Here is a 24,892-nt window from a genome sequence, read left to right as displayed (position 1 = left end):
CGACATGCGCGTATTATTTCCTGCCTACAGCCTTAATTGCTTCAAGCAGCTGCTTATCATTCTTTTTATCCTGAATCCATTTAATGACTTCCTTCTCAAGCGTTTCACCCGTTTGCTTATCGACCTGTCCCGTGGCCGGCAAGCTATGCTCGGATTGGAATTTCTTAACGGCTTCTGCCGTCTCCGCTCCGAAGTAACCATCTTCACGCTTAGGTTGGTATCCAAGACCATGCAGCATAATTTGAACGCTCCGTACTTGTTCGCCCAGCATATCCTGCTTTAACGTCTCGGATAGGGTAAGTCTTGCAACGGTATACAAATCCGGCGGCTGCACCGTAAGATCGGGTTTTATGCCATTTTCATGAATCCAATTGCCCTTAGGCGTTAACCATTTGGCTATGGTCATCTTGAGCAGGCTTCCGTCGCCAAGCGCTTTGTTGTAGCTTACTTGAACAGTGCCTTTGCCAAAGGAGGTTTCGCCAACGAGCTTCGCTCCCGCGCTTTCCTGCAAAGCTCCTGCCAATATTTCCGATGCGCTTGCGCTCCCTTTATTCATAAGAACCGCTATGGGGTACGTTTTTTCTTGTCCCTTCGACAGCGTTTTTTCCCGGTTTCCTTCACGATCCTCTACCTGTACGACTGTCGTACCTTTAGCTAGGAAGGTTTGAGCGATCTCTACAACAACGGGAAGCACGCCTCCAGGATTGTTGCGCACATCAAGAACAAGCCCCTTCATCCCTTGCTCCTCCAGCTTCGCGAGCTCCTGCTTAAACCGCTCTGCCGTATGCAGTGAGAATTGTCTGATTTCAATGACGCCTGTACCATCCGGCTGCAGGCTGCCATATACCGTTTCCACATCGATATCGTCGCGAATGAGCACGAGCTGGATCGGATCAGAAAAACCGACACGCTGTACTTGAATTTTCGCTTTGGTTCCTTTTGGACCACGAATCTTCGCTACCGCATCCTGCAAATTCAGTCCATCGAGCTTCGCACCGTTAACCGAAAGCAAAATATCCTTCGCTAATAGGCCGGAACGTTCTGCCGGCGAGCCTTTAATCGGAGAAACGACGACAACCCGTCCATTTTCAAGCGTAACCTCTGCTCCGATACCTGTAAACGAGCCTTCGATCGATTCCGAAAAGTGCTTAGCTACGTCCTTCTCCATGTAAACGGAATAGGGATCATCCAGCGACGACATCATTCCGCTTACAGCACCATCAAGCAGCTCCATGCGATCGACCTTCTGATAATATTTTGTTTCAATTAATTCCAGCACCGCATTAAGCTTCGTCAGCTCTTCTTTTTTAAGCCTGAAGCGATCACCGTCATCAGCTGCCGCTGCTGAAAGAGCAGGCGCTGCTGGCTTGTCCGGTTTAATCATTTGGTCCGCGATCGTTAGCGTAACGAGTACGGATGCAATCATCGTTAGCATAACGAACGCGAATACTGTCCGTCCTTTGAAATGCACCTGTCTACACCACCTTCTCATCTTACACGGTCTTAGATTTAAGACCACACTAGTATATGACAAGCCGCTTACAATTATTTGCATTATTCGGTAAAAATGATCACTTTATCATTTATTTTATGTTTGATTTTAAACAAGGCAGCCACAGGGGCTGCCTCTTGATGTATTTTATGAAAGATTGCCTATTTTAAATATCCGCCTGGATTAACAGGAGTTTGGTTTTTACGCACTTCAAAATGTAAATGTGGCCCCGTCGAATTGCCTGTACTGCCAACCTCAGCAATTTTCTGGCCTTTCTTGACGGTTTCGCCTTTTTCAACTTTGATTCCACCATTACGAATATGTCCATAAAGAGTCCACAAGCCATTACCATGGTCAATAATGACACAATTTCCGTATGTGCTCCACTTTTGGGCAACGAGTACAACACCGTCTTCCGCTGCGAAAATATCTGTTCCCTGCGGTGCTGCAAAATCCGTTCCTGTATGAGTGTGTGTTTTGCCTGTAATCGGATGAACCCGTGTGCCAAAGCTTGAGCTTACGCGATAGTTATCCCTTATCGGCATACCCAGCTTACCGCCCGTATACGGATTCGATATTTTGTTTTTCTCTGCATTCAACTTCGATACTTTCGCAGCAAGCGCCATAAGCAGCTCCTCTTGCTCTTTGCTGATGCCCTCGAGCTCCTCTAACGTGGAGTCGATTTGTACAAGCTTATTATCCAGTTGTTTGATATTTGTATTGTAGCTGGCAATCATAACTTCTTTCTCTTGCTCTTTCTTCACTAGATGAGCTTCATACTGCTCCAGCTTCTCATAAATCTTTTTCACTTCAGCAAATTGCTTCTCTACTTCTATTTTCTTCTGAGCAACAAGCTCCTTCTCTTCTCTTTGCTCCGCCAAAATATCCCGATCCTGCGACAGAATCGATTGAAGAGCATCGAATCGATCAATAAAATCTGTAAAGCTAGTCGCACTCAGTAGTACGTCCATATAAGATACAAAACCGTTCGTATACATAAGACGCATGCGAGATTGCAGCAGCTCATCGCGTGTCACTACACGCTCTTCAGCCTGCTCCAGCTCAAGGCCGGTTTGCAGCAGTTCTTCTTCCTTCGCATCGCTTTGTGCTTGCATCTTTGTTTTGTTGATGACGACATTATCAATCTCTGCCATCAAATTAGCGATAGAAGCTTCCGCTTCTGTTTTTTTCCCAAGGATAGTTACCTTCTCATTCTCTGCTGTTTTAGCCTGATTATGAGCATTAGCGGCTTGGCGCTCAGCTTTAGCTGCGCGTTGCTCCGCTTCCTTCATTTCCGCCTTAGCGGCAGCTATTTGTTTCTTTATTTCGCTAAGAGAAGCAGCTTCTCCTCCTGTTGGTTGCATAACAAATACCGCAAGCATCATCGTAACTGTGAATAACAGCCATTTCCTCTTCTTCACTTTCGCATCCTCCTACACTTTCAAATACTTGCGTATCGAGATCGTGCTGCCCCAAATGCCGATTAATGTTCCGAGTACGATGAGCAGCGTGGCAGTCAGCATTCCTGACTCCTCTACCGTCACGAGCTTAATCATCATGAGCGATAATTCCATTTGTGTAAATTTCACAAGCTGCGAGTAACCTGCAAGCACAGCTACCGTTGTTATCACCGAGCTAATAATTCCAATCAGTGCACCTTCAATGAAAAACGGCCAGCGAATAAAAGAATTCGTCGCGCCAACCAGCTTCATAATGCCAATTTCTCTGCGTCTTGCGATAATGGTCATTTTGATCGTGTTCGAGATCAAGAACATTGCTGTTACGGATAGACCTACAACAACGACGATACCTATGTAACGCAAAGCATTCGTAATTTTGAAAAGAGTCTCGACCGTGCCTTGTCCATATTTGATTTTGGCAATCGGTATAAGCTCATCTGCTTTATTGATCGCATCGATCTGTTTTGCTGCATCCTCGATCGATTGCGGCTCATAAACCTCTACCGTAAATGAATCCGGCAGCGGATTTTTTTCCTTCTCATAACCATCCAGCAAATCCTTGTTCTCATCACCTAGGTTTTTACGAAGCAGCTCTAGTCCCTCTGCTTTAGACACAAATGTTACTTGCTTTACCTCTGTTAAATTGCCGATTTTGTTCTGAAGCTCTGTTATTTTCGCTTTGTCTACATTTAGCTGTAGGAACACACGAATTTGCACTTGACTCTCGATCTGTGCCGCCATGGAATTGACGTTGAGTGCGAGCAATAAAAACACGCCAAGAATGAACAAGGATATAAATATCGAGCTTACTGAAGCAAACGACATCCAGCCATTTCTAATGATGTTTTTGGCGCCTTCTCGCAGATGACGGAGTATAGTTCTAAGCTTCATAGCCGTACTCCCCTCTAGCCTCGTCACGTACGATATTGCCGTTCTCGATTGCAATGACGCGCTTGCGTATGGAGTTAACGATATCTTTATTGTGTGTAGCCATTACGATGGTTGCGCCACGGAAGTTGATTTCCTCAAGCAAGTTCATGATGCCCAGCGACGTTTCCGGGTCCAAGTTGCCTGTGGGCTCGTCCGCTACGATAACAGATGGATTATTTACAATCGCTCGTGCAATCGATACACGCTGCTGCTCACCGCCCGACAACTGTGCCGGCAGGCTTGCATGCTTATGCTTCAGTCCTACGAGCTCAAGCACCTCCATCGTTCGCCTCTTAATGACGCGGGTTGGGGCTTCTATAACCTCCATGGCAAATGCAACGTTTTCAAATACGGTTAATTTGGGTAATAGTCTAAAGTCCTGAAAAATAACGCCAATATTTCGTCGAACAAATGGAATTTTTCGCGGCTTCAACTTTCCTATATTAAATCCATTAACAGAAATCTGTCCTTTTGTCGGTACTTCCTCACGATAGATCAACTTCATAAATGTTGACTTACCTGCACCAGATGGTCCTACTAGATAAACAAACTCGTTGCGATCTATACGAACAGAGACGCCTTTTAACGCATGCGTTCCGTCGGTGTACGTTTTCCATATGTCTTGCATCTCAATCACATTATCACATCCTGTTTATAGTCAGTACTACTATTTCGACAGTTTGTGCTGAATTCCTTCATAAGGAGCTCGCTTTCCTCATTTTTCACAAATCTCATAATCGAAGCAATTGTCGAATCAACCTCCTAATACGTATTAGACAAAATTGCAGAGTAAGCAGCATATACATATAAGACTGCTTTTTTAACATATAAGCATTTATAAGTTTGTTAGCTTATAAAGGGCTTATATTTCTTCGTCAAAACCGCTTCAGCGCCCTGAGGTCGCCGAAGGCGTTTTTGCTTGACACGTAGAAAGGAGTGTTTCGTATCATAAAACGTATCCATATTGGCATTATCATCGCAGCATCGCTGCTTCTTATTGCAGCAGTAGGTTGGGGCTTTATTTGGAATTATGCACAGCAAAAAACAGTTCCTGATGGGGTTGATGCCGGCGGCATCGCTGTTGGCGGCATGCAAGTAACAGATGCCCTTAAGCTGCTTGAGGAATATGAGAGCTCGCTGCAGCAGCGCACCATTACTATTCATGCAGCTGCTAATGCCGGCGACAGCAAGCAGTGGACCGTAAACGAGCTTGGGTATAAAGCGGAATTCAAAACCATTCGCGAGGCATTATTGAAACTGGACGAAGGTGAAATATGGGATCGTGCCGTTTACCGCTATCAGTTCCCCAAACAATATGAGCTCTCGCAAGCTTGGAATTCAGACGCCTTTGATGCCGCACTTCGCAAGCAGTGGAGCTGGATTGAAAATAGTGCTACCAAAAATGCTGTCCGAAGGATCACAGATACCGACCAAGTCATCTACGAACCGCATGTCGATGCTTTTCGCTTGGATACTGGAAAGCTTACCGATCAGGTAAATGATTGGGTTATCATAAAAAGGGAGAATATCGGAGCACCTGTTGAGAAGGCTTTTGAAGCTGAGCTTCCAATTACCGTCATTCATCCGGAAGTGACGCTTGAGAAATTGAAGGATGAAGGCATTGAACGAAAAATCATATCATTTTCCACTGATTTCAGGACGAGCGCAGAAGGACGTGCCCATAACGTGACTGTAACGGCAGAAACGCTCAATGATTGGGTGCTTGCGCCAGATGAAATATTTGATTATGACAAGCTCATTACGAGAGCAGAGGAATTATATGAGTATCGCGAGGCGCCCGTTATTTTGAACGGCAAGCTTGTTCCAGGTATCGGCGGCGGTATTTGCCAAGTGTCAAGTACACTTTATAATGCTATTCTTCGAGCAGGGCTTGAAATTGTCGAGCGGCGCAATCACTCTTTGCCTGTTGCTTATTTGCCTATTGGCCAAGATGCTACTTATGCAGGTGGTGCGATTAACTTTCGGTTCAAAAACACAACGGGCAAATATCTCATCATTCGCACCTCAGTAGATGATCGCAAACTGACAATCAAGCTGTTCGGTACGATGAAAGAAAACGAAAAATACGATATCGAATCGGTAACGCTCAAAACGATTGCCCCTGCCATTCAGGAGAAAACAAATTCTCGCCTATCGCCAGGCCAGAAGGTTACTGTGGAATCAGGAAAACAAGGTTATGTGGTAGAAACATACCGTACGTTTACGCGTGACGGCAAGGTTATCTCCCGTGACCGCTTGTCGCGCGATACGTACAAGGCTCAGCCAACAATCATCGAGGTTGGTCCAATGAAAGGCGGCAAGGGGCCGTCGGCAACACCGACTCCGCCACAGCAAACGACAGAGCCGCTACTTGAGGACGGCGTTTTTTAGGAGAACGGTGCAAGCAAAGTGCGGGCTGCTAACGAATATAGCAAAAAAAGCAATTCAGATCGCTGCCTCCAAGGCAACGCTGAACTGCTTTTTATTTTATAAACCTAATTTCGCTAAAGAGCGAACTCCATTATCTGCTGCGTTCAAGATACTCGGTCACCCAAGCTGCAGTTTGCTCTAGAGCCACCTCTGCGCGTCCAATCGCATCTTGCACTTGTGTTTTTGCTGTGCCGCCATAAACGTTACGTGCATTAACAACCTGTTCTGGTTGAAGTACGGCATAAATGCGATCATCGAACAACGATGAGAACTTCTTGAACTCTTCCAGCGTCAGGTCTAGTAAGTATTTGTTTTGCTCGATGCAATACAATACCGTTTTGCCGATAACCTCATGCGCTTGGCGGAAAGGCAAGCCTTTACCAACAAGGAAGTCTGCAATATCTGTTGCGTTCGAGAAGTCCTGGTTAACGGCTTGACGCATCCGTTCCTTGTTCACCTTCATCGTTGCGATCATTGGAGCGAACAGCTGAAGCGCGCCTTGCAGCGTCTTCACCGTATCGAACATGCCTTCTTTGTCTTCCTGCATGTCTTTGTTGTAAGCAAGAGGCAGTGACTTAAGAACGGTCAACAAGCCAACAAGATCTCCGTAAACGCGTCCCGTTTTACCGCGAACAAGCTCGGGTACGTCTGGGTTTTTCTTTTGCGGCATAATGCTGCTGCCTGTGCAGAATGCATCGTCCAGCTCAACAAAGTGGAATTCCGTGCTCGACCAAAGGATGAGCTCCTCGCTAAGGCGCGAAAGATGCATCATGATGATCGATGCGTCCGCAAGAAACTCAACAATGAAGTCACGGTCGCTTACCGCATCCAAGCTGTTCTCATAAACGCGGTCAAACTTAAGCTGGCTCGCCACATAATGGCGATCGATTGGGAAGGTTGTCCCTGCCAAAGCGCCTGCTCCAAGTGGAAGTACATTGATGCGCTTGTAGCTATCCTGCAAACGCTCAATATCGCGTCCAAACATCGATACGTAAGCCATTAAATGATGTGCAAACAGGATCGGCTGCGCACGCTGCAAATGCGTGTAACCAGGTACAATGGTATCAATGTTAGCTTTTGCTTGCTCGATAAGTGCAGATTGAAGTTTATAAAGCATATCTACGAACTCGACAACGCGCTTGCGAAGCCATAAATGCATATCCGTCGCCACTTGATCGTTCCGGCTGCGTCCTGTATGCAGCTTGCCGCCTACAGAGCCAACATCATCGATTAGCGTCTTTTCGATATTCATATGGATATCTTCGTCTCCGATTGAGAACTCGATATCATCACGTTTGATGCGTTGAAGGACGCGGTGCAGCCCGTCCTTAATCTTCTCAACGTCATCCAGCGGAAGAATACCTTGCTTGCCCAGCATCGTTACATGCGCCAGACTGCCTTGAATATCCTCTTCAGCGAGTTCCTTGTCGAACATGATTGATGCTGTGTATTCCTCTACCAATTGGTCCGTTTTTTTTGTAAAACGACCGCCCCATAATTTACTCACTGGTTCGTAACACTCCCTTGTAAACCTTATTTATTGCTAACTGCCGACGATACTTTTAGACGCAATGCGTTCAGACGGATGAAGCCAGTCGCATCCCCTTGATCGTATGCTTGTGAAGGATCAGCTTCCATCGTTGCAATATCAGGGTTGTACAAGCTCACTGGGCTTTGTACGCCTGCTCCGATAACATTTCCTTTGTACAGCTTCAAGCGAACAACGCCGCTCACATTTTTTTGCGATTCTGTCACAAGTGCTTGCAAAGCAAGACGCTCAGGCGCGAACCAGAAGCCGTTGTATACGAGCTGGCTATATTTTGCAATCAACGAATCACGAAGATGCATAACCTCGCGGTCCATTGTTAATGATTCCATTTTGCGGTGAGCTGTGAACAAAATTGTGCCGCCCGGTGTTTCGTACACGCCGCGGCTCTTCATGCCGACGAAACGGTTCTCAACCATATCAACGCGTCCGATGCCGTGCTTGCCGCCAAGCTCATTCAGCGTATCCATAATTTCTAGCGGGCTAAGCTCTTTGCCGTTAATAGCTGTGCAATTGCCTTCTGCAAAAGTAAGCTCAACATATTCTGCTTTATCCGGCGCGTTCTCAGGAGATACGCTTAGCACATACATGCTTTCGTTTTCTTCAGAGCTAGGATCGAACCAAGGATCTTCCAGCATGCCGCTCTCGAAGCTGATATGCAGCAGGTTGCGGTCTGTCGAATAAGGCTTCGCAGCAGACGCTGTAACTGGAATGTTGTGTTTCTCTGCATAAGCGATCATTTCCGCACGACCCGGGAATTCTTCACGGAATGCTTCAAGGCGCCATGGCGCGATAACGCCGATCTCAGGAGCTAGTGCAGCAGCAGTCAGCTCAAAACGAACCTGATCGTTGCCTTTGCCTGTAGCGCCGTGTGCGATATATGCTGCGCCTTCTGCGCGAGCAATATCAACCATACGCTTAGCGATAAGCGGACGGGCAATGGAAGTGCCGAGCAAATATTGACCTTCATAAAGCGTTCCCGCTTGGAACATCGGGTAGATGAAGTCTTTGGCAAATTCATCGCGAAGATCGTCGATGTACACTTTAGAAGCGCCCGTTGCCAGTGCTTTGGCTTCCAAGCCGTCCAGCTCATCCTTTTGACCGATATCTGCTGTAAATGCGATGATTTCTGCGTCATAAGTTTCTTTCAACCATTTGAGGATAACCGAAGTATCCAAGCCTCCGGAGTAGGCGAGTACGATTTTTTCTTTTGCCATAGTATTGTTTTACTTCCCTTCGAATAAATTCATATATTTATAGCGTTTAAGCTAGGACATAATTGCTGCCATAATCGCTTTTTGTGCATGAAGACGGTTCTCTGCCTGGTCGAAAATAATCGAACGATCGCCGTCGATTACTCCTTCGCTCACTTCTTCGCCGCGGTGTGCAGGCAAGCAGTGCATGAAGAGGTAGTCCTTCTTCGCATATTTTGTAATCGCCTCATTAACCTGATACGCCGCAAAAGCAATCTCGCGTTCCTTCTGCTCTGCTTCTTGCCCCATGCTCGCCCACACATCCGTGTACACGATATCAGCATCAGCAATAGCTTCCTTCGGATCGCGGCAAATATGAATTTGCGAGCCTGTCTCAGCAGCATGATCCTTCGTTTGCTGAATAATGTCCGCATCCGGCTCGTAACCCTCAGGAGTCGCAACAGACATATGAAGACCAAGCTTCGCAGCGCCCATCAACAGGGAATGAGTCATATTGTTGCCATCGCCGATATAGGCAATTTTCAAGCCTTCCAAACGACCCTTTTGCTCAAGAATGGTTTGGTAATCCGCAAGCGCTTGGCATGGATGTGAAAGATCCGTCAAACCGTTAATGACCGGGATCGTCGCTCCACGAGCAAGCTCAACCACTTTGCGATGCGCAAATGTACGAATCATAATACCATCTAGATAACGGGACAACGTCTGGGCTGTATCCCAGATCGTTTCGCCGCGACCGATTTGCAGGTCATTTCCACTCAGGAATAGACCTTGACCGCCAAGCTGATACATCCCAACTTCGAACGATACGCGCGTACGTGTAGACGATTTTTCAAAGATCATGCCAAGCGTCTTACCTTTTAGAATATGGTGAGTTTCGCCTGCTTTTTGTTTTTGCTTCAAATCAATCGCTAGGTCGATCAAGTAACGAATTTCCTCTGGCTTAAAATCAACCAGCATGAGAAAGTCGCGCCCCTTCAAGCTTTGCGCCAAATCCTCGTTTACTATTCCTTGCATGGTAGAGCCCTCCTTCAGCTTAAAACAATGTTCTAGCATTTATGATTTAACGACTGGTCGCTTCGCTTCCAATAGTTCGACTAATAACGCAACAGCAATATCTATTTCTTCATCCGAAACGAGTAAATTAGGCAATAGGCGGATGACATTTGGTCCTGCCGAAATCGCGATCAGGCCACGTGTCTGAGCCTCGTTCAAAATATCGGCAATCGGCTCTGCGCATGCAATTCCTACTAGCAGGCCAAGTCCGCGAACCTCATGGACAAATTCATTTCCCGCAAGCTTCTCGCGAAGCTGCGAAATGAGATATTCACCCTTTTGCGCTGCGCGCTCCGATAAATTGTCACCAACAATTGTCTCAAGAGTTGCCTTTACAACTGCTGTTGCAATCGGCGTTCCACCGAATGTTGAGCCATGGCTGCCTGCCGTAAAGCCTTCGCGAAGCTTTTCCTTTGCTGCCATCGCGCCAACGGGAAACCCGCTTCCAAGACCTTTCGCCATCGTGAAAATATCAGGCTCAATACCGTAATGCTCATATGCGAACAGCTTGCCTGTACGTCCCATTCCTGTTTGAATCTCATCCACAATAAGAAGGATGCCTTGCTTCTCGCATAACGCAACAAGCGCCTTCATATAGTCTGGATCCACCGGATAAATACCGCCCTCCGCTTGCACCATTTCCAGCATGACTGCTGCAGTCTGATCAGATACCGCCGCTTCCAGTGCAGCTAGATCGTTCAGCGGGATGGTTTTGAAGCCAGCTGGCAGCGGCGCAAAACCTTCCTTCACCTTATCCTGGCCAGTTGCTGTAAGCGTAGCTAGCGTACGACCATGAAACGATTGCTCAAAAGTAATAATTTCGAACCGACCATTGTTCAGTACCTTCTGATTGTAACGGCGTGCAAGCTTGATAGCCGCTTCATTCGCTTCAGCGCCCGAGTTGCAGAAAAAAACAGCATCCGCGCAGCTATTGTCCGTAATGAGCTTGCCTGCATCCGCTTGGTTCGGAATATGGAACAGATTTGATACATGCCACAATTCATCGAGCTGCTTAACAAGCGCCGCTTTGATTTGTTTAGGAGCATGCCCTAGATTTGTAACGGCAATACCGCTCATAAAATCAAGATATTTATTTCCTTTATCATCCCATAACCAGCTGCCTTCACCTTTTACCAATGCCATTGGATATCTTGCATAGGTTGGAAAAAGAGATTGGTCAGCTGCAGCTGTTGCATTCGTTTCACTCATCGACCTTACACCCGCCCTTCATGGATTTGAACAATTCGTGTACCGACGCCGCCTTCGCGTACCGCTCTCGTCAGCACACCTGGCTCCTCGCCGCTTACGATCACAACTTCACGCACACGTCCTTGAATGCACTGAATGGCTGCGCGAACTTTTGGAATCATGCCGCCGTAAATCTCACCGCTCGTTATCATCTCTTCGATCTCAGCAACGGATACAACAGGAAGCACCTGCTTCTGTCCATCTACTGTTTTGAGAATGCCGGGCACATCCGTTACAACGATCATTCGCTCTACTCCAAGATGGGACGCAACAGCGCCTGCAGCCGTATCCGCATTAATGTTGTAGCGCTGCCCTTGATCATCAATACCGATAGGTGCAATAACCGGAATGTAACCCATGCCCATAACACCTTCAATAATCTCAGCATTTACATCGGTTACGTCGCCAACAAAACCAATCTCGGCAGCATTCGCAACTGGCTGCGCTTGAATGAGCTTGCCGTCCACCCCGGATAGTCCTAGTGCCTTCGCGCCGTTGATTTGAATTTTACGCACAATTTCTTTATTGATACGTCCTGCTAGCACCATCTCAACAACGTCAAGCACAGCATCGTTTGTTACACGCAGACCATTAACAAATCCCGTCTCGATTCCCAGCTTGCCAAGCGTTTCCGATATCGCTGGACCACCGCCGTGTACGATGACCGGAAGAATGCCAGAGAGCTGAAGCTCCCGCAATTCGTCAAAAAAGCTGTTAGGAAGCGCCGCTAGCGTACTGCCTCCGCATTTCATTACAAATCGTTGCTCCGTCACTGTTCCATACCCTCCAAGCATCTACTTTGCTTATGTCCGATATGCCGCATTAATGCGAACATAGTCATAGGTCAAATCGCAGCCCCATGCAGTTGCCGTTCCTTCGCCATTATGTAAGTCAACGCGAATAACAACGGTATCGCCTTTCAAATATTCCAAGGCAACCTCTTCATCAAATACAACAGGACGGGATTGCTCAAGCGTCAAAATATCGCCAAGTCGAATGTCCACTGTCTCCGGATTAACCGGCTGGCCTGCACGGCCTACTGCCGCAATAATACGTCCCCAGTTCGCATCCGCTCCAAACACGGCCGATTTCACAAGTGACGATCCAATAACCGTCTTTGCAATCGCTTGTGCTGAATCGTCGCTTACTGCACCGTTCACCTGTACCTCAACGAGCTTAGTTGCGCCTTCGCCATCACGGGCGATCGCTTTGGCAAGCACCTCGCATACATGACGGATAGCCGCTACAAAAGCTGCCCAGCCTTCGTGGGCTTCTGTCAGCTCCGAATTGCCAGCAAGTCCACTCGCCATAGCCACCAGCATATCGTTCGTGCTTGTATCTCCATCAACGGTAATCATATTGAAAGTCAGATCCGTCGCAAGGCGCAGCACCTTCTGAAGCGCTTCGCTTCCAATGGCTGCATCTGTCGTTACAAATCCAAGCATTGTCGCCATATTCGGATGAATCATGCCCGAGCCTTTGGCTGCACCTGAGACATATACACGTTTGCCGTCCAGCTCAAGCTCTACGCATACCATCTTTTGAACCAAATCTGTCGTTAAAATCGCCTGGCAAAAATCATCCGCGCCTGCGCGATCTCCGCCCAGCTTAGCAGGCAGGCCATCGATGCCTGCGCGTACTTTGTCCATTTTCAAAAGCTCGCCAATAACGCCTGTAGATGCTACGGCTACCTGTTCAGAAGATACGCCGATTGATTCCGCAAATCTAGAGCGCATTTCGTATGCGTCCGCTTCGCCTTGCTTACCTGTGCACGCATTCGCATTGCCGCTATTTACAAGCACAGCACGCAGGACGCCGCCAGCGCCGATACTCTCACGAGTTACTTGAAGCGGAGCGGCTTGAAATACATTCGTTGTATATACGCCCGCTGCTGCTGCTGGAACCTCGCATACGATTGCGCCAAGATCGTGACGCGTCGTTTTTTTGAGACCACAGTGCAATCCACCTGCTTTGAAGCCTTGAGGCGTTGTTATCGAGCCGTCAGCGACGACCGAGAACAAGGCTGTTTTATCCTGTCCCATCGTAAAATCGTATCTCCTTCACCTGTATGAGTATGGTTATAAGATCAGTAGGAATGTCTTCGTTATTAATTAAGGATAAACGGGAACGAATTGCAAGCCGAGCGTCTCGTCCCAGCCCATCATCAGGTTCAAGTTTTGAATCGCTTGACCCGCAGCGCCTTTAACCAGGTTGTCGATAACAGAAACGATAGTTACACGATTCGTACGCTCATCGACGGCAAAGCCGATATCGCAATAGTTGGAGCCCCAAACTTCCTTAGTAGACGGCCATTGTCCTTCTGGACGAATACGTACAAACTTACGTCCTTCATAGTAGGAGCGGTAGAGATCAATAAAATCGCTAGTGCTCCGCTCGCCTTGAACGACAGCATACATCGTAGACATAATGCCGCGCGTCATTGGTACGAGATGTGTTGTAAAGGTAGTCACGACCGGCTTATTAGCCGTATGAGATAAAACCATTTCAATTTCCGGAATATGTTGATGCTGATTTAGCTTATATGCTCTTAAATTTTCATTAAGTTCTGAATAATGAGTGCCTAGCGACGCACCGCGGCCAGCACCGGAAACGCCTGACTTGGCATCAATAATGATGGTAGACGGGTCAATCCAGCCTTCTTTGACAGCTGGGAGAAGCCCTAACAGCGTCGCAGTTGGGTAACAACCTGGATTAGAAATAAATGGAGCATCCTTCACTTGGTCGCCGTATATTTCAGCAAGGCCAAACACGGCTTGCTTCAAGTAAGCCTCATCCGCTGCAGGCTTCTTATACCAATGCTCATATAATGCTGGTGATTTCAAACGGAAATCTCCTGATAGATCAATAATTTTCAAACCAACTTCAAGCAAAGCTGGAACCAGCTTAGCTGCTACGCCAGCAGGTGTAGCTAGAAATACAACATCTGCCTTTGCTTTAATCGCAGCAGGATCGACATCATCAAGAAGCTCTTCGCTAATGCCGATGAGGTGTGGATATCCTTCTGTTATTGACGTACCTGCGCTGGATGACGAAATGACCGATGTCACCTCTGCCAGCGGATGGGATGCGAGCAATCGAATGAGTTCTACACCGCCATAGCCAGTTGAACCGATAATCGCTATTTTCACCTTTATGCTCATGTTAATCTCTCCCCGAAACTAGATGCTGCAAGCTATCTTTTCCCCTGCTATGCAGCTTCATCTATTGCTCTTTCCGCACGCGGAAAGGATGTTTTCTTCCACAACTTATAATTGTACAACATTCGGAAGTTGATGGAAATACGCACATTGTTTCGTATTATTATACATTCGAATTCATATTAATACAACGAACAAATGATGATAATTTTGCTCAATTTATGAATTGTTTGAGAGATGCTTTCAACATAACAGGAACAAATGTTCTCGTTTTATTTTAGCACAAAAAACTCGTTAATGGTATCGTTTGGATATTATTTTGTTAGCTGTCCAGCTTAAAGCCCTGACCAATTACCTCTGCTGTATTGCTAATTATCACAAAGCTGCCAGGGTCAATAGACTTCACAATTTGCTTTAGCTTCGGCACTTCATTCTGACCGACTACTACCATTAATACCGTTCGCCCTACGCCAGTATATCCGCCATGACCGTCAAGCCGCGTCAAACCACGATCCAAATCATTAAGAATCGCTTCGGCAACATCATCCGAATGGTCGCTGATTATAAATGCTACCTTAGATAGCTGTAATCCGCTTTGTACAAAATCAATCGTCTTGCTTGTCACGAATAAACCAATCAAAGCGTATAGCGCAACCTCAGGAGAAATGATTATTCCAGCCGCAATAATGACGCAGCCGTCGAAACAAACGATCGCTAAGCTAAGCGGAAGGCCTGTGTAGCGATGTAAAATTTGCGCAGCTAAATCCAAACCACCTGTCGAAGCCCCTCCTCGAAAAACAAGGCCAAGCCCCAAACCAACCCCGATACCGCCATAAATAGCCGCAAGCAACGGATTGTCTGTAGGTGATGGCCAGCCATTTGACAGCAGCACAAATAGAGGCAAAATAATCGATCCTAGCGCTGTTTTTGCGCCAAACCGTTTGCCAAGCAGCCACAAACCCGCGATAAACAGCGGAATATTAATCGCCCATTGCGTGACAGCAGGAGTAATGCCTGCTGCTCTTTGGACGAGAATAGATATACCCGATACGCCCCCAGAAGCGATTCCATTGGGTACCATGAACATATTGAAGCTAATCGCTACAATAGCTGAACCAATCAGAAGTTGAACAATATTCCATACGGATTGGGTTCGCGGACTATAACTGCGTCCACCTTTTCTCCGCTTCGCCGTGCTTTCTTTCATCCCTTTTTATCTCCTCGCAAGCCGATTATCGCAAAAAGAAGAGTTCCACACGTTTACCGTGTTGGAACTCTTCACTGAAGCTATCCATTTGTATATGGTCGCAAATTACTCGTGACGAATCTGATGACGCAAATATCCATCGATAAAAGGGTCGATGTCGCCATCCATAACCGCACCGACATTACCTGTCTCTACAGAAGTACGGTGATCCTTCACCATGCTATAGGGATGGAAAACATAAGAACGAATTTGGCTTCCCCACGCGATTTCCGATTGATCGCCGCGTATTTCCGCCAAATGCTTCATCTGCTCCTCGATCTTCCGATCATACAGCTTAGAACGAAGCATCTTCATCGCACGTTCCCGGTTCTGAATTTGTGAACGCTCCTGCTGGCAAGCAACCACAATGCCTGAAGGGATGTGGGTAATACGTATAGCCGACTCCGTCTTATTGACGTGCTGTCCGCCTGCTCCACTCGCGCGGTACGTATCCACCTTCAGATCTTCAGTTCGGATTTCGATCTCAATGCTGTCATCGATTTCTGGGACTACATCACAGGAAGCAAACGACGTGTGACGACGACCCGCAGAATCAAACGGAGAAATGCGAACCAAACGGTGTACGCCTTTCTCTGCCTTCAAATACCCGTAAGCATTAAAGCCCTTCACCAAAATGGTAACACTTTTAATGCCTGCCTCATCACCGGGCAAGTAATCAAGAAGCTCAACCTTGAAGCCACTCTTCTCCGCCCAGCGCGTGTACATCCTGTAAAGCATTAAACCCCAGTCCTGAGACTCCGTACCGCCAGCGCCAGGATGAAGCTCAAGAATCGCATTAAGCTTATCGTAAGGCTGATTAAGCAGCAGTTGAAGCTCGAACTCGCTAATCTTGCGCATGAGCTTCTCCACGCCGCTCACGACGTCTGATGCAAGCGATTCATCGCCTTCATCTTCCGCCAGCTCCAGCATCATCTGAAGATCTTCCTGCTCGCTGTTCAACCCGTCGTAATGATCCACAACTGACTTCACCGCATTAAGCTCAGAAATAACGCTTTGCGCTTTGTCATTATCATCCCAAAAATCAGGGAATGTCATCTTCTCCTCGAAATTAGCAATCATTTCTTGCTTAAGATCTAAGTCAAAGGGACCCCCTAAGCTCTTGGAGCCGCTTGGCCATTTCACGCAGGTCTTGTTTAACCGTTATGTCTATCATAGCTTCCGCTTCACCTCAAAATAATGGTTCATTCTTTATTTTATGCCATGCTATTTGATGCCGTTCCTTACTTGCCGTGGCACTGCTTGTATTTCTTGCCACTGCCGCATGGACATGCATCATTACGACCTACACGATCCTCACGCTTAGCAGGGCGCTTCTCCATAGCTTCTCCGCCGCCGCTTGTTGTAGTCGTTTGGCCTTGAGCTACTTCTTGACGCTCCAGGTTGCTCTCTACGCGTGCCTTCATAATGTATCTTGCAACTTCCTCGTGGATGCTCTCGATCATTTCCTTGAACATCTCGAAGCCTTCAAATTGATATTCACGAAGCGGATCCGTACCGCCGTATGCACGCAGGTGGATACCTTGACGGAGCTGATCCATCGCATCGATGTGATCCATCCATTTGCTATCTACCGCACGAAGCACAACAACCTTCTCGAATTCGCGCATCGTTTCTTCCCCAAGCTCTGCTTCACGCTCATCATAGGAAGCAACAACTTCAGCATAAATGTAGTCGATGATTTCTTCCTTCTCTTTGCCCCAAATCTCTTCCTTGGTCAAAGATCCTTCTTGCAGGAAGTTCGCTTGCGCATAATCAACGATTGCTTGAAGATCCCACTCCTCCGGAATGTCCTCCGAACAGTGAGCTTCAACAATGCGTTCGATGACAGGCTTAAGCATTTCCATAACTTCTTGGCGGATGTTCTCCGAACCAAGAATATCACGGCGCTGCTTATAGATAACCTCACGCTGCTGGTTCATGACATCATCATATTGTAGAACAACTTTCCGAATATCAAAGTTATTGCCCTCAACGCGTTTCTGCGCAGATTCAATCGCTCTAGAAATCATCCGGCTCTCAATCGGTTGATCCTCATCCAGTCCCAGCTTATCCATCATACCCATAATGTTTTCAGAACCGAAGCGGCGCATCAGCTCATCCTCAAGCGATAGATAAAACTGTGATGAACCTGGATCGCCTTGACGTCCAGCACGACCACGCAGCTGGTTATCGATCCGACGGCTTTCATGGCGCTCTGTACCAATGATATGCAAGCCGCCCAGTTCAGCAACCTCATCACCTAGCAAAATATCGGTACCACGACCAGCCATGTTCGTTGCGATCGTTACGGAGCCTGCTTGACCAGCGCGCGAAATAATTTCTGCCTCTTCCGCATGGAACTTCGCGTTGAGCACTTTGTGCGTAACGCCTCTGCGCTTCAGCATATCTGATAATTTCTCCGAGTTCTCGATAGAAATTGTACCTACGAGCACTGGTTGATTTTTACTGTGGCGTTCTACGATCTCTTCTACGACCGCTTTGAATTTACCGAGTTCGGATTTGTAGACAACATCTGCAATATCCTTACGGATCATGGAACGGTTAGTAGGGACTTGAATAACGTCGAGTCCATAAATACGCTTGAACTCTTCTTCCTCTGTCTTCGCAGTACCCGTCATACCAGCAAGCTTGCGATACATACGGAAGTAGTTTTGGAAAGTAATTGTCGCAAGCGTCATGCTCTCGTTCTGAACCTTCAGATCTTCCTTCGCTTCAATCGCTTGGTGAAGACCATCGCTATAGCGACGTCCAGACATTAGACGACCAGTAAATTCATCAACGATGACAACTTCTTCTTCTTCCACAACATAATCCACATCGCGCTTCATAATGAAGTTCGCTTTCAGCGCTTGCTGTATGTGGTGGTTAAGCGTTACATTCGCATGATCGAATAGGTTCTCGATTTGGAATGCCTTCTCCGTCTTCTCAACGCCTGCCTCAGTCAGCATAACGCTGCGAAGCTTAATGTCGATCGTGAAATCCTCTTCAGGCTTCAAACGGCTAATAAAGCGGTCTGCGGCGAAGTAGAGCTCTGTTGATTTAGCAGCCTGTCCTGAAATAATAAGCGGAGTCCGCGCTTCATCGACAAGAATGGAATCCACTTCATCGATAATGGAGAAATAAAGAGGACGCTGAACCATTTGTTCTTTGTATAGCACCATGTTGTCACGCAGATAATCAAAACCAAATTCATTATTTGTACCATACGTAATATCGCATGCATATGCTTCTTGCTTCTCGTCATGCGACAAGCCGTGAAGATTACATCCGACAGTCATGCCTAGGAAGCCATACAGCTGTCCCATAAGCTCGCTATCACGTTGCGCTAGATAATTATTGACCGTGATAACATGCACGCCTTTGCCAAGCAACGCGTTTAAATAAACAGGAAGTGTCGCAACGAGCGTTTTACCTTCACCCGTTCTCATCTCCGCAATTTTACCTTCATGAAGAACGATACCACCAAGCAGCTGCACATCAAAGTGACGCATGCCAAGCGTACGCTTGGATGCTTCTCTAACTGTTGCAAAAGCTTCAGGCAATATTTTATCTAATGACTCGCCTTTTTCAATTCTTGCTTTGAATTCCTCAGTTTTCGCGCGAAGCGCATCGTCAGATAAAGCAGTGAATTTTGACTCAATCGCATTTATTTCATCTACCGTCCGTTGGATCCGCTTTACCTCGCGCTCGTTATGGTCACCAAATATCTTTTTCACTAATCCGAGCATGGAATTCCCCTTTCGTAGTAACGCCTCTTTGCATTAAATTGTATCAGTTTGTCGACACCGCCGCAACGAGGATGATTGTAAAAGAAAAAGCCTCTCTCCATAAAGGAGAAAAGGCTCTTCAAAGTTGTGTATAATGATTGCTAGCCTTGCTCAATTAAACCGTATTTCCCGTCACTTCGTTTGTACACAACACTGACCTCTTTGTTGTCCACATTCGAGAAGACGAAGAAATTATGTCCGACCATATTCATTTGCAAAATCGCTTCTTCCACATCCATTGGCTTAAGTGCAAAACGCTTCGTACGTACAAGCTCCAAATCATCTTCTTCCTCTAGAACGCCTACTGCTGAGCCTTCTTCCTTGAATAAGACGCGTACACCGCTACCTTGGCGGAACTTTCGATTCATTTTTGTTTTATGTTTACGTATTTGTCGTTCGAGTTTGTCCGCAACCAGATCGATCGATGCGTACATATCCTCGCTTTTCTCCTCGGCTCTTAGCATGACACCGGTGAGCGGTATGGTCACCTCAACTGCATGTTTACCTTTGGTGACGGATAGTGTTACGTTAATATCGGAGGTGATTGGTGCTTCAAAATATTTATCCAATCGGCTGAGTTTCTTTTCGACGTAGTCTCTCAATGCGTCTGTCACTTGAAAGTGTTGACCTCGAATGTTGTAGTTCATGGGGAACTCCTCCTTTACATAGTCTTATTATAGCATATGTAGGCGTTCAAATCAAAATAGTTTTTTATCAATTTAGAATATTCAGATAAATAAAACTATAGAACTACTAGACTTGTCACAACTTAGTCACGGACACCTATTTCACTTCAGACAACAAAAAAAAGCCCCGGTTTCCCGGAGCTTGGTGTAAGTTACTTGTTTAATGATCCAAATTATAGGTTGGCTGGATCAGCCGGATAATTACAGTTTAACTACGTTAGCTGCTTGTGGACCACGAGCGCCTTCAACAATATCGAATTCGACGGATTGGCCTTCTTCAAGAGTTTTGAAACCTTCAGTTTGGATAGCGGAGAAATGAACAAATACGTCGCCGCCTTGCTCAGTCTCGATAAATCCATAACCTTTTTCTGCGTTAAACCATTTAACTTTACCTTGCATGTGCAAACATTCCCTTCATCTTCAAATACTGTGAGGCATCGCTTTGTATAACCCACAATTTGACTATAACACCCACTTTATTGAATTGTCAAACAATTTATTGTAAGCGAATACATTTTGTTTTTGAGCTATTTATGCCGTTTATCGGATCGTGTCGAAAGTTGGATTTTATTGCCCGGGCGTGGCATATACAGAAAAAATAAAGCCACCCATTGGGCGGCTCTCAAGCGTTATTTTAATTAAACAACCGTTGATTGTGTTTGTTTGAATGTGTTGCCATTCGCTTGAGCAGCTAATTGATTGTATTGTTTAGCAGCCTGCATCCAAGTTTCTTTTAAATCAATCAGATGGGCAAGCACTTCTTCTGCCGGCTCTATATCTTTCTTCATGTTCGCTTCAATTAGGCGAGTATTAAAGTATTCGTATAATTTAAGCAAGTTTTCTGAAATAGGATTAGAGCGATCAATCGTAATGATAAACTCACTTATAATGTCCTGTACTTTTAAAAGGCTTATATTTGCGTCTTCATAGCGTTGTTCCTTGATCGCTTCAATTCCTTGACGGCAAAAACGGATAGCGCCATCGTAGAGCATAATAAGTAGTTGTCCTGGGGTAGCTGTTTGAATCGTACTTTGAAGATACTTATTACGTTGTTGAAGTTGCATTGTTTATCCTCCTAGAACTAAATTAATGTGTCATTTAAGCGCTGTGTGAGTTCATCATCTTACAATAATGAATTAGCCTTTCTTATCTATAAGTATACCAGCCATTTCCCACATTTTAGCGACAAAATCCAACGTTTTCTCTGGAGGAATTTCACGAATGACTTCACCCGATGTACTGTCTAGTACTTTCACTGAAATGATATTGGTCTGCTTATGTACAGAAAACTCTAGGTTTGTGCTTTTTCCTTCGATGGCCTTAATTGCTCTATCTATAGCCTTAACTAGCTGCTCTTCGCTAATTGCGACATGCTCTCCGCGGGCCTCTGCCTTTTTCAATTCTGCTGAGCTAGTAAATTTAGATAGATTTTGCGAGTCGCTTGCCCCGTTAACACTTATTTTTTCTACTACAGAATTACTGCTTTCAATACTAGCAGTACTTCGACTCAACGAGTTAATCGCCCCTGTTGACGGTATATTAGTGTTCATTTCCTATCATTCCTTCCGCATCAATAGTCCTAGTTTATATATCGGCAACTATTCACTTTTGTGTTAGATGAAAACTTGTGATTTGATAGTGTCATTTTTTCTAAATATATGAAATAAAAATAGGCTTCTCCTAGGAGAAGCCCATGATTGCTTTATTTCTTTTTATCAAAAAACGCACCGTATGCCGAATAGGAACTGCCGTATTCGCCATACTGCTGATTTACTGCTTGTGTTTTCTTCATATTGACCATGTCTGATTCAAGGTCTCGTTTCCTCACATCCATGAGCGGAGCAATTTTCTTATCCGCTTCATAGGCTGGCTGAAGATACACCTTTTTTTGCGTATCTGTGAAAGAAACACCTTGCTCTAACAATTCTGAAATATGATCTATAAGCTCTTGTCTCTTACTAAGAAGCTCAAGCCACTCTTCGGGTTCACTATATTCGTCTAATACTCTCTTCTCTAACGAAAGCGTGTATATCAAAAAATCGTTGAGCAGAGAATCTAGAGGGGCATTCATAAGCACTAACCCTCTCTTTCTGAAGCTTCGATAAACTGAATACTTCGTTATTGCTTAGTTAACTCAACCTTGTTGTTGTGATAACCAGTTTCCTTGAGCATTTGCTTTATTCATTGCAGTCTCCATCGCAGTGAACTTCTTCCAATATCTACTTTCTTTATCCTGCAATCGACTTTCCCATCTGCTTATATCCGAATTAATTCTTTTCAAGCCCTCACCAAGGATACTCTTATCTACAAGTGAAGCATTGCTGCCTGCCTTTTCAGTAAGCTTAGTCATCGTACTATTTAGCTGATTGTATAAGCGTTCTGCTAGTCCGCTCTCATTAAATTTTGTAGCAGGATCAGTAGAGCTGCTCGTCTTCGTAAACAGGTCCATTACAGCATTTCCATTTTTCGAAATAGCTTCACGTAACTTCGTTTCACTAATATATAGTTTACCATTCTCATTATACGCACCGGTAGTAATTCCAATTTCAGTGAGACTATCAAGCTTAGGATCCATACCGCTGCCTTTTACATTAGACATCAAAGCCTGCCGCATTTGAGATAATCCAGTTGAGATCAATGTGTCTTGACGCAATAATCCACTCTTAGCCTTCTCTTCCCATTGCTCAACTTGCTTGTCAGAAAGGGATTGTTTCTCTTCTGCTAATAAAGGTTTAAAATCTCTGTAGGTACGTTCATCGACCTTTTTGTTAATTTTATCAATTATTTCATTATACTTATCTACATAATCCTTAATTGATTTGAACATAGCATCTTCATCAGGTTTCAAATCGACCTTAGTAGTTCCTTTGCTTTTGATATTAAATTCAACACCGTCAAACGTGAAGGTTGTACTATTAACAGAATAGGATATTCCATTAATTTTCACAGTTTGTGCTATAGCATCTGCGGAGGATTGGAAACCTTTATTTGTAGAAAACCCTGTTATTGCTGCATTACTATTCACCGTTCCTGTTGATAAACCGAGTTTGTTATTAGCTGGCAAATCAGTACTGTTAATCGTGATAGCTGCAGTTGCCCCAGTTGCCTTTGTTGTAAATGTAATGGATTTATCATCCTGCAAATAACTTGCAGTCACACCTGTTTTCGAAGAAAGAGCATTAACTTTTGCCAATATACTGTTAATGGAATCCCCTTTTTCCACTTTAATAATATCATTAGGATCTGAACCAATAGAGAAGGAATACTCTTCATTAAGTGCAATAGTTCCATCCTTCAAACTATTATCTGCAGAAAATTTCACAGTCGCAGCCTTAGCTGCTGTTGGAAGCACATCTACTTCAACATTATATACAGAAGCGGTTGGATTACCTTTTTGTTTTGCTGATACGATCGTATCATTGTCAGATGCCAGAACCTTTTTTTGATAGGTTCCTTGTAGTTTCATATCAAATGTTTTGTTCTTTAGGTCTGATAAGAGAGCGTTCATCTCTCTATATTGGTCTCGTCTCCATTCCTCAGTTTGCTTCTTCTGAAGAAGTTTATTTAATGGAGCGCTCTCTGCCTTCATTAGATTCTTTACGATAGATTCTGTATCAAGACCGGAGACTAAGCCTCCCATACGAATTGGGTTTATCATGAAAATCCTCCTACCTTTTCTCATTCATTTAAAATCAATATCCCGAGAGTATAATACTAGTAGTATCGGATTGAAATAGAATATTGTTTAGGGGAATTGGTAAATTAGATAAAATAGCAGTATAAAGTTTACATCATTTTTGTAGCACTTACTGTGGCAACCCATTTATAAACATCTTTTTCTCGTTTTTTTAATTTACAAGTAACAAAATAGGGCCTTCCGAAAGAAGCCCCTTATCAGTAAACATTATTATATACTTCGGATTATTTAGAAGTTTCCTTTATTTCTTTTAATTGTGATTGCATATGCTCCAATATTATTTTATCATCGTACCCAAGAAACTCACCACGCTCCTGTAAAATTTGAATGAATTCATCTTCACTAGTAGGATTAATCCATCGTTGTTCCTTGTAATGATAAATTCTCAGCACAGTAGATGGGTTTCCGAATACAACGCAGTGAGAAGGAACGTCACTGGTAACCACAGAATTAGCACCAATTACACTACCATATCCAATGGTAATTCCCCCAACTAACACAGCACCTGTTCCAATCCATCCCCCTCTTTTTACTACTAATTTATTACTCATAGATTTAGATGGCTGATAGTGAATCGGTAGTTGAGGATTACTATACGTGTGTTGTGAATCCGAGATATATACTCTAGGACCAATTAAGACATCTTCTTCAACAACAACCTGATTAAAAGATTCAATGATAACGTTTCTTCCGACAAATGACCTATCTCCAATACTAACCTTTACATCTTGTTTGTCATTCTCGAAATATGGATTTACTAAAAGCGTAACATTAGGCATTAGCTTTACATTGTCACCGATGGACATTTTATCAATACCTTCAATTACAATACCTTCTTTACAAACTATATTTTCACCCAAATGATAAAACTGACTTTTATACTGTTGAAGCACGTACATACCCCTTTTCCAATTTATAATCATTTCAAATAGAATGAATCTATT

The 24,892-nt window shown here is 45.0% G+C and carries 22 protein-coding genes; 1 reads left to right on the top strand and 21 read right to left on the bottom strand.

The features are described 5' to 3' along the window. Nucleotides 1-13: 13 nt before the first annotated feature. From AC1DOV_RS18480 to ftsE, 4 genes are all read right to left on the bottom strand, one after another. Entirely contained in the window at nt 14-1,471 is a 1,458-nt protein-coding gene (locus AC1DOV_RS18480) for a S41 family peptidase (RefSeq protein WP_256710787.1), read from the bottom strand. Nucleotides 1,472-1,653: 182 nt separating this feature from the next. Then, nucleotides 1,654-2,913, bottom strand: coding sequence for a murein hydrolase activator EnvC family protein (locus AC1DOV_RS18475; protein ID WP_256710788.1), 1,260 nt, complete (start codon nt 2,911-2,913; stop codon nt 1,654-1,656). 12 nt (nt 2,914-2,925) lie between these two features. Next, nucleotides 2,926-3,843: a permease-like cell division protein FtsX gene (ftsX, locus tag AC1DOV_RS18470; RefSeq protein ID WP_076266166.1), complete on the bottom strand. Its 918-nt coding sequence runs from the start codon at nt 3,841-3,843 to the stop codon at nt 2,926-2,928. Further along, nucleotides 3,833-4,519, bottom strand: coding sequence for a cell division ATP-binding protein FtsE (gene ftsE, locus AC1DOV_RS18465; protein ID WP_076266167.1), 687 nt, complete (start codon nt 4,517-4,519; stop codon nt 3,833-3,835). Before ftsE ends, ftsX begins: the two co-directional genes overlap by 11 nt. Nucleotides 4,520-4,818: 299 nt before the next feature. Here ftsE and AC1DOV_RS18460 point away from each other — a divergent pair, with 299 nt between their 5' ends. Then, nucleotides 4,819-6,273 (top strand): VanW family protein, encoded by a 1,455-nt coding sequence (locus AC1DOV_RS18460; RefSeq protein WP_477550693.1) that lies wholly within the window; start codon nt 4,819-4,821, stop codon nt 6,271-6,273. A 130-nt stretch (nt 6,274-6,403) separates the two neighbouring features. On the opposite strand, the gene argH is transcribed toward AC1DOV_RS18460, so the two are convergent. From argH to AC1DOV_RS18375, 17 genes are all read right to left on the bottom strand, one after another. Further along, a complete protein-coding gene (argH, locus tag AC1DOV_RS18455) occupies nt 6,404-7,819 on the bottom strand; it encodes an argininosuccinate lyase (RefSeq protein WP_339205331.1) in 1,416 nt (471 codons plus the stop codon). 26 nt (nt 7,820-7,845) lie between these two features. Further along, entirely contained in the window at nt 7,846-9,075 is a 1,230-nt protein-coding gene (locus AC1DOV_RS18450) for an argininosuccinate synthase (RefSeq protein ID WP_339205332.1), read from the bottom strand. A 51-nt stretch (nt 9,076-9,126) separates the two neighbouring features. Then, a complete protein-coding gene (gene argF, locus AC1DOV_RS18445) occupies nt 9,127-10,086 on the bottom strand; it encodes an ornithine carbamoyltransferase (protein WP_339205333.1) in 960 nt (319 codons plus the stop codon). A gap of 39 nt (nt 10,087-10,125) precedes the next feature. After that, nucleotides 10,126-11,334, bottom strand: a complete 1,209-nt coding sequence (locus tag AC1DOV_RS18440) for an acetylornithine transaminase (RefSeq protein ID WP_477550692.1) — start codon at nt 11,332-11,334, stop codon at nt 10,126-10,128. 5 nt (nt 11,335-11,339) lie between these two features. Further along, nucleotides 11,340-12,167, bottom strand: a complete 828-nt coding sequence (gene argB / locus AC1DOV_RS18435; RefSeq protein ID WP_477550691.1) for an acetylglutamate kinase — start codon at nt 12,165-12,167, stop codon at nt 11,340-11,342. Nucleotides 12,168-12,176: 9 nt separating this feature from the next. After that, nucleotides 12,177-13,415 (bottom strand): bifunctional ornithine acetyltransferase/N-acetylglutamate synthase, encoded by a 1,239-nt coding sequence (argJ, locus tag AC1DOV_RS18430; RefSeq protein ID WP_441910228.1) that lies wholly within the window; start codon nt 13,413-13,415, stop codon nt 12,177-12,179. 69 nt (nt 13,416-13,484) lie between these two features. Further along, nucleotides 13,485-14,534, bottom strand: a complete 1,050-nt coding sequence (gene argC, locus AC1DOV_RS18425; protein ID WP_441874786.1) for an N-acetyl-gamma-glutamyl-phosphate reductase — start codon at nt 14,532-14,534, stop codon at nt 13,485-13,487. Between the two features lie 319 nt (nt 14,535-14,853). Continuing rightward, nucleotides 14,854-15,738 (bottom strand): YitT family protein, encoded by an 885-nt coding sequence (locus AC1DOV_RS18420; RefSeq protein ID WP_076266175.1) that lies wholly within the window; start codon nt 15,736-15,738, stop codon nt 14,854-14,856. A gap of 105 nt (nt 15,739-15,843) precedes the next feature. Next, nucleotides 15,844-16,951 (bottom strand): peptide chain release factor 2 gene (gene prfB, locus AC1DOV_RS18415; protein WP_339205338.1). Its coding sequence is split into 2 segments (ribosomal slippage): nt 15,844-16,878 and nt 16,880-16,951, totalling 1,107 coding nucleotides; the frame shifts between segments, so codons are not numbered across the junction. Between the two features lie 67 nt (nt 16,952-17,018). Further along, nucleotides 17,019-19,526 (bottom strand): preprotein translocase subunit SecA, encoded by a 2,508-nt coding sequence (gene secA, locus AC1DOV_RS18410; RefSeq protein ID WP_339205339.1) that lies wholly within the window; start codon nt 19,524-19,526, stop codon nt 17,019-17,021. 140 nt (nt 19,527-19,666) lie between these two features. Further along, complete coding sequence (hpf, locus tag AC1DOV_RS18405; protein WP_339205340.1) at nt 19,667-20,212, bottom strand: ribosome hibernation-promoting factor, HPF/YfiA family; 546 nt, start codon at nt 20,210-20,212, stop codon at nt 19,667-19,669. Between the two features lie 240 nt (nt 20,213-20,452). Further along, on the bottom strand, nt 20,453-20,650 hold the full coding sequence (locus AC1DOV_RS18400) for a cold-shock protein (protein ID WP_028608231.1): 198 nt from the start codon (nt 20,648-20,650) through the stop codon (nt 20,453-20,455). A gap of 239 nt (nt 20,651-20,889) precedes the next feature. Then, on the bottom strand, nt 20,890-21,315 hold the full coding sequence (gene fliS, locus AC1DOV_RS18395) for a flagellar export chaperone FliS (RefSeq protein ID WP_430056987.1): 426 nt from the start codon (nt 21,313-21,315) through the stop codon (nt 20,890-20,892). Between the two features lie 72 nt (nt 21,316-21,387). After that, the gene (locus AC1DOV_RS18390) at nt 21,388-21,762 is read right to left on the bottom strand and encodes a flagellar protein FlaG (protein WP_477550690.1); all 375 of its coding nucleotides are present in this window, start codon (nt 21,760-21,762) and stop codon (nt 21,388-21,390) included. A 191-nt stretch (nt 21,763-21,953) separates the two neighbouring features. Further along, nucleotides 21,954-22,322 (bottom strand): flagellar protein FliT, encoded by a 369-nt coding sequence (fliT, locus tag AC1DOV_RS18385; protein WP_441958790.1) that lies wholly within the window; start codon nt 22,320-22,322, stop codon nt 21,954-21,956. 63 nt (nt 22,323-22,385) lie between these two features. After that, nucleotides 22,386-23,909, bottom strand: a complete 1,524-nt coding sequence (gene fliD, locus AC1DOV_RS18380) for a flagellar filament capping protein FliD (RefSeq protein WP_477550689.1) — start codon at nt 23,907-23,909, stop codon at nt 22,386-22,388. Nucleotides 23,910-24,172: 263 nt separating this feature from the next. Then, nucleotides 24,173-24,841 carry an acyltransferase gene (locus AC1DOV_RS18375; RefSeq protein WP_477550688.1) on the bottom strand — a complete coding sequence of 223 codons (669 nt, stop codon included), beginning with the start codon at nt 24,839-24,841 and terminating at the stop codon, nt 24,173-24,175. Nucleotides 24,842-24,892 lie beyond the last annotated feature (51 nt).

Source organism: Paenibacillus sp. 01T47, from assembly GCF_056398245.1.
Note: the sequence above shows the minus strand (reverse complement) of the source record. Positions and strands in the feature narration are given on the sequence as shown.

Coding starts and splice junctions, on each gene's coding strand:
- AC1DOV_RS18420 (WP_076266175.1), bottom strand. CDS start 15,738: ATGAAAGAAAGCACGGCGAAGCGGAGAAAAGGTGGACGCAGTTATAGT.
- argB (WP_477550691.1), bottom strand. CDS start 12,167: ATGCTTGGAGGGTATGGAACAGTGACGGAGCAACGATTTGTAATGAAA.
- fliS (WP_430056987.1), bottom strand. CDS start 21,315: ATGCAACTTCAACAACGTAATAAGTATCTTCAAAGTACGATTCAAACA.
- AC1DOV_RS18400 (WP_028608231.1), bottom strand. CDS start 20,650: ATGCAAGGTAAAGTTAAATGGTTTAACGCAGAAAAAGGTTATGGATTT.
- fliD (WP_477550689.1), bottom strand. CDS start 23,909: ATGATAAACCCAATTCGTATGGGAGGCTTAGTCTCCGGTCTTGATACA.
- argF (WP_339205333.1), bottom strand. CDS start 10,086: ATGCAAGGAATAGTAAACGAGGATTTGGCGCAAAGCTTGAAGGGGCGC.
- argJ (WP_441910228.1), bottom strand. CDS start 13,415: ATGGGACAGGATAAAACAGCCTTGTTCTCGGTCGTCGCTGACGGCTCG.
- secA (WP_339205339.1), bottom strand. CDS start 19,526: ATGCTCGGATTAGTGAAAAAGATATTTGGTGACCATAACGAGCGCGAG.
- AC1DOV_RS18440 (WP_477550692.1), bottom strand. CDS start 11,334: ATGAGTGAAACGAATGCAACAGCTGCAGCTGACCAATCTCTTTTTCCA.
- fliT (WP_441958790.1), bottom strand. CDS start 22,322: ATGAATGCCCCTCTAGATTCTCTGCTCAACGATTTTTTGATATACACG.
- ftsX (WP_076266166.1), bottom strand. CDS start 3,843: ATGAAGCTTAGAACTATACTCCGTCATCTGCGAGAAGGCGCCAAAAAC.
- AC1DOV_RS18450 (WP_339205332.1), bottom strand. CDS start 9,075: ATGGCAAAAGAAAAAATCGTACTCGCCTACTCCGGAGGCTTGGATACT.
- hpf (WP_339205340.1), bottom strand. CDS start 20,212: ATGAACTACAACATTCGAGGTCAACACTTTCAAGTGACAGACGCATTG.
- argC (WP_441874786.1), bottom strand. CDS start 14,534: ATGAGCATAAAGGTGAAAATAGCGATTATCGGTTCAACTGGCTATGGC.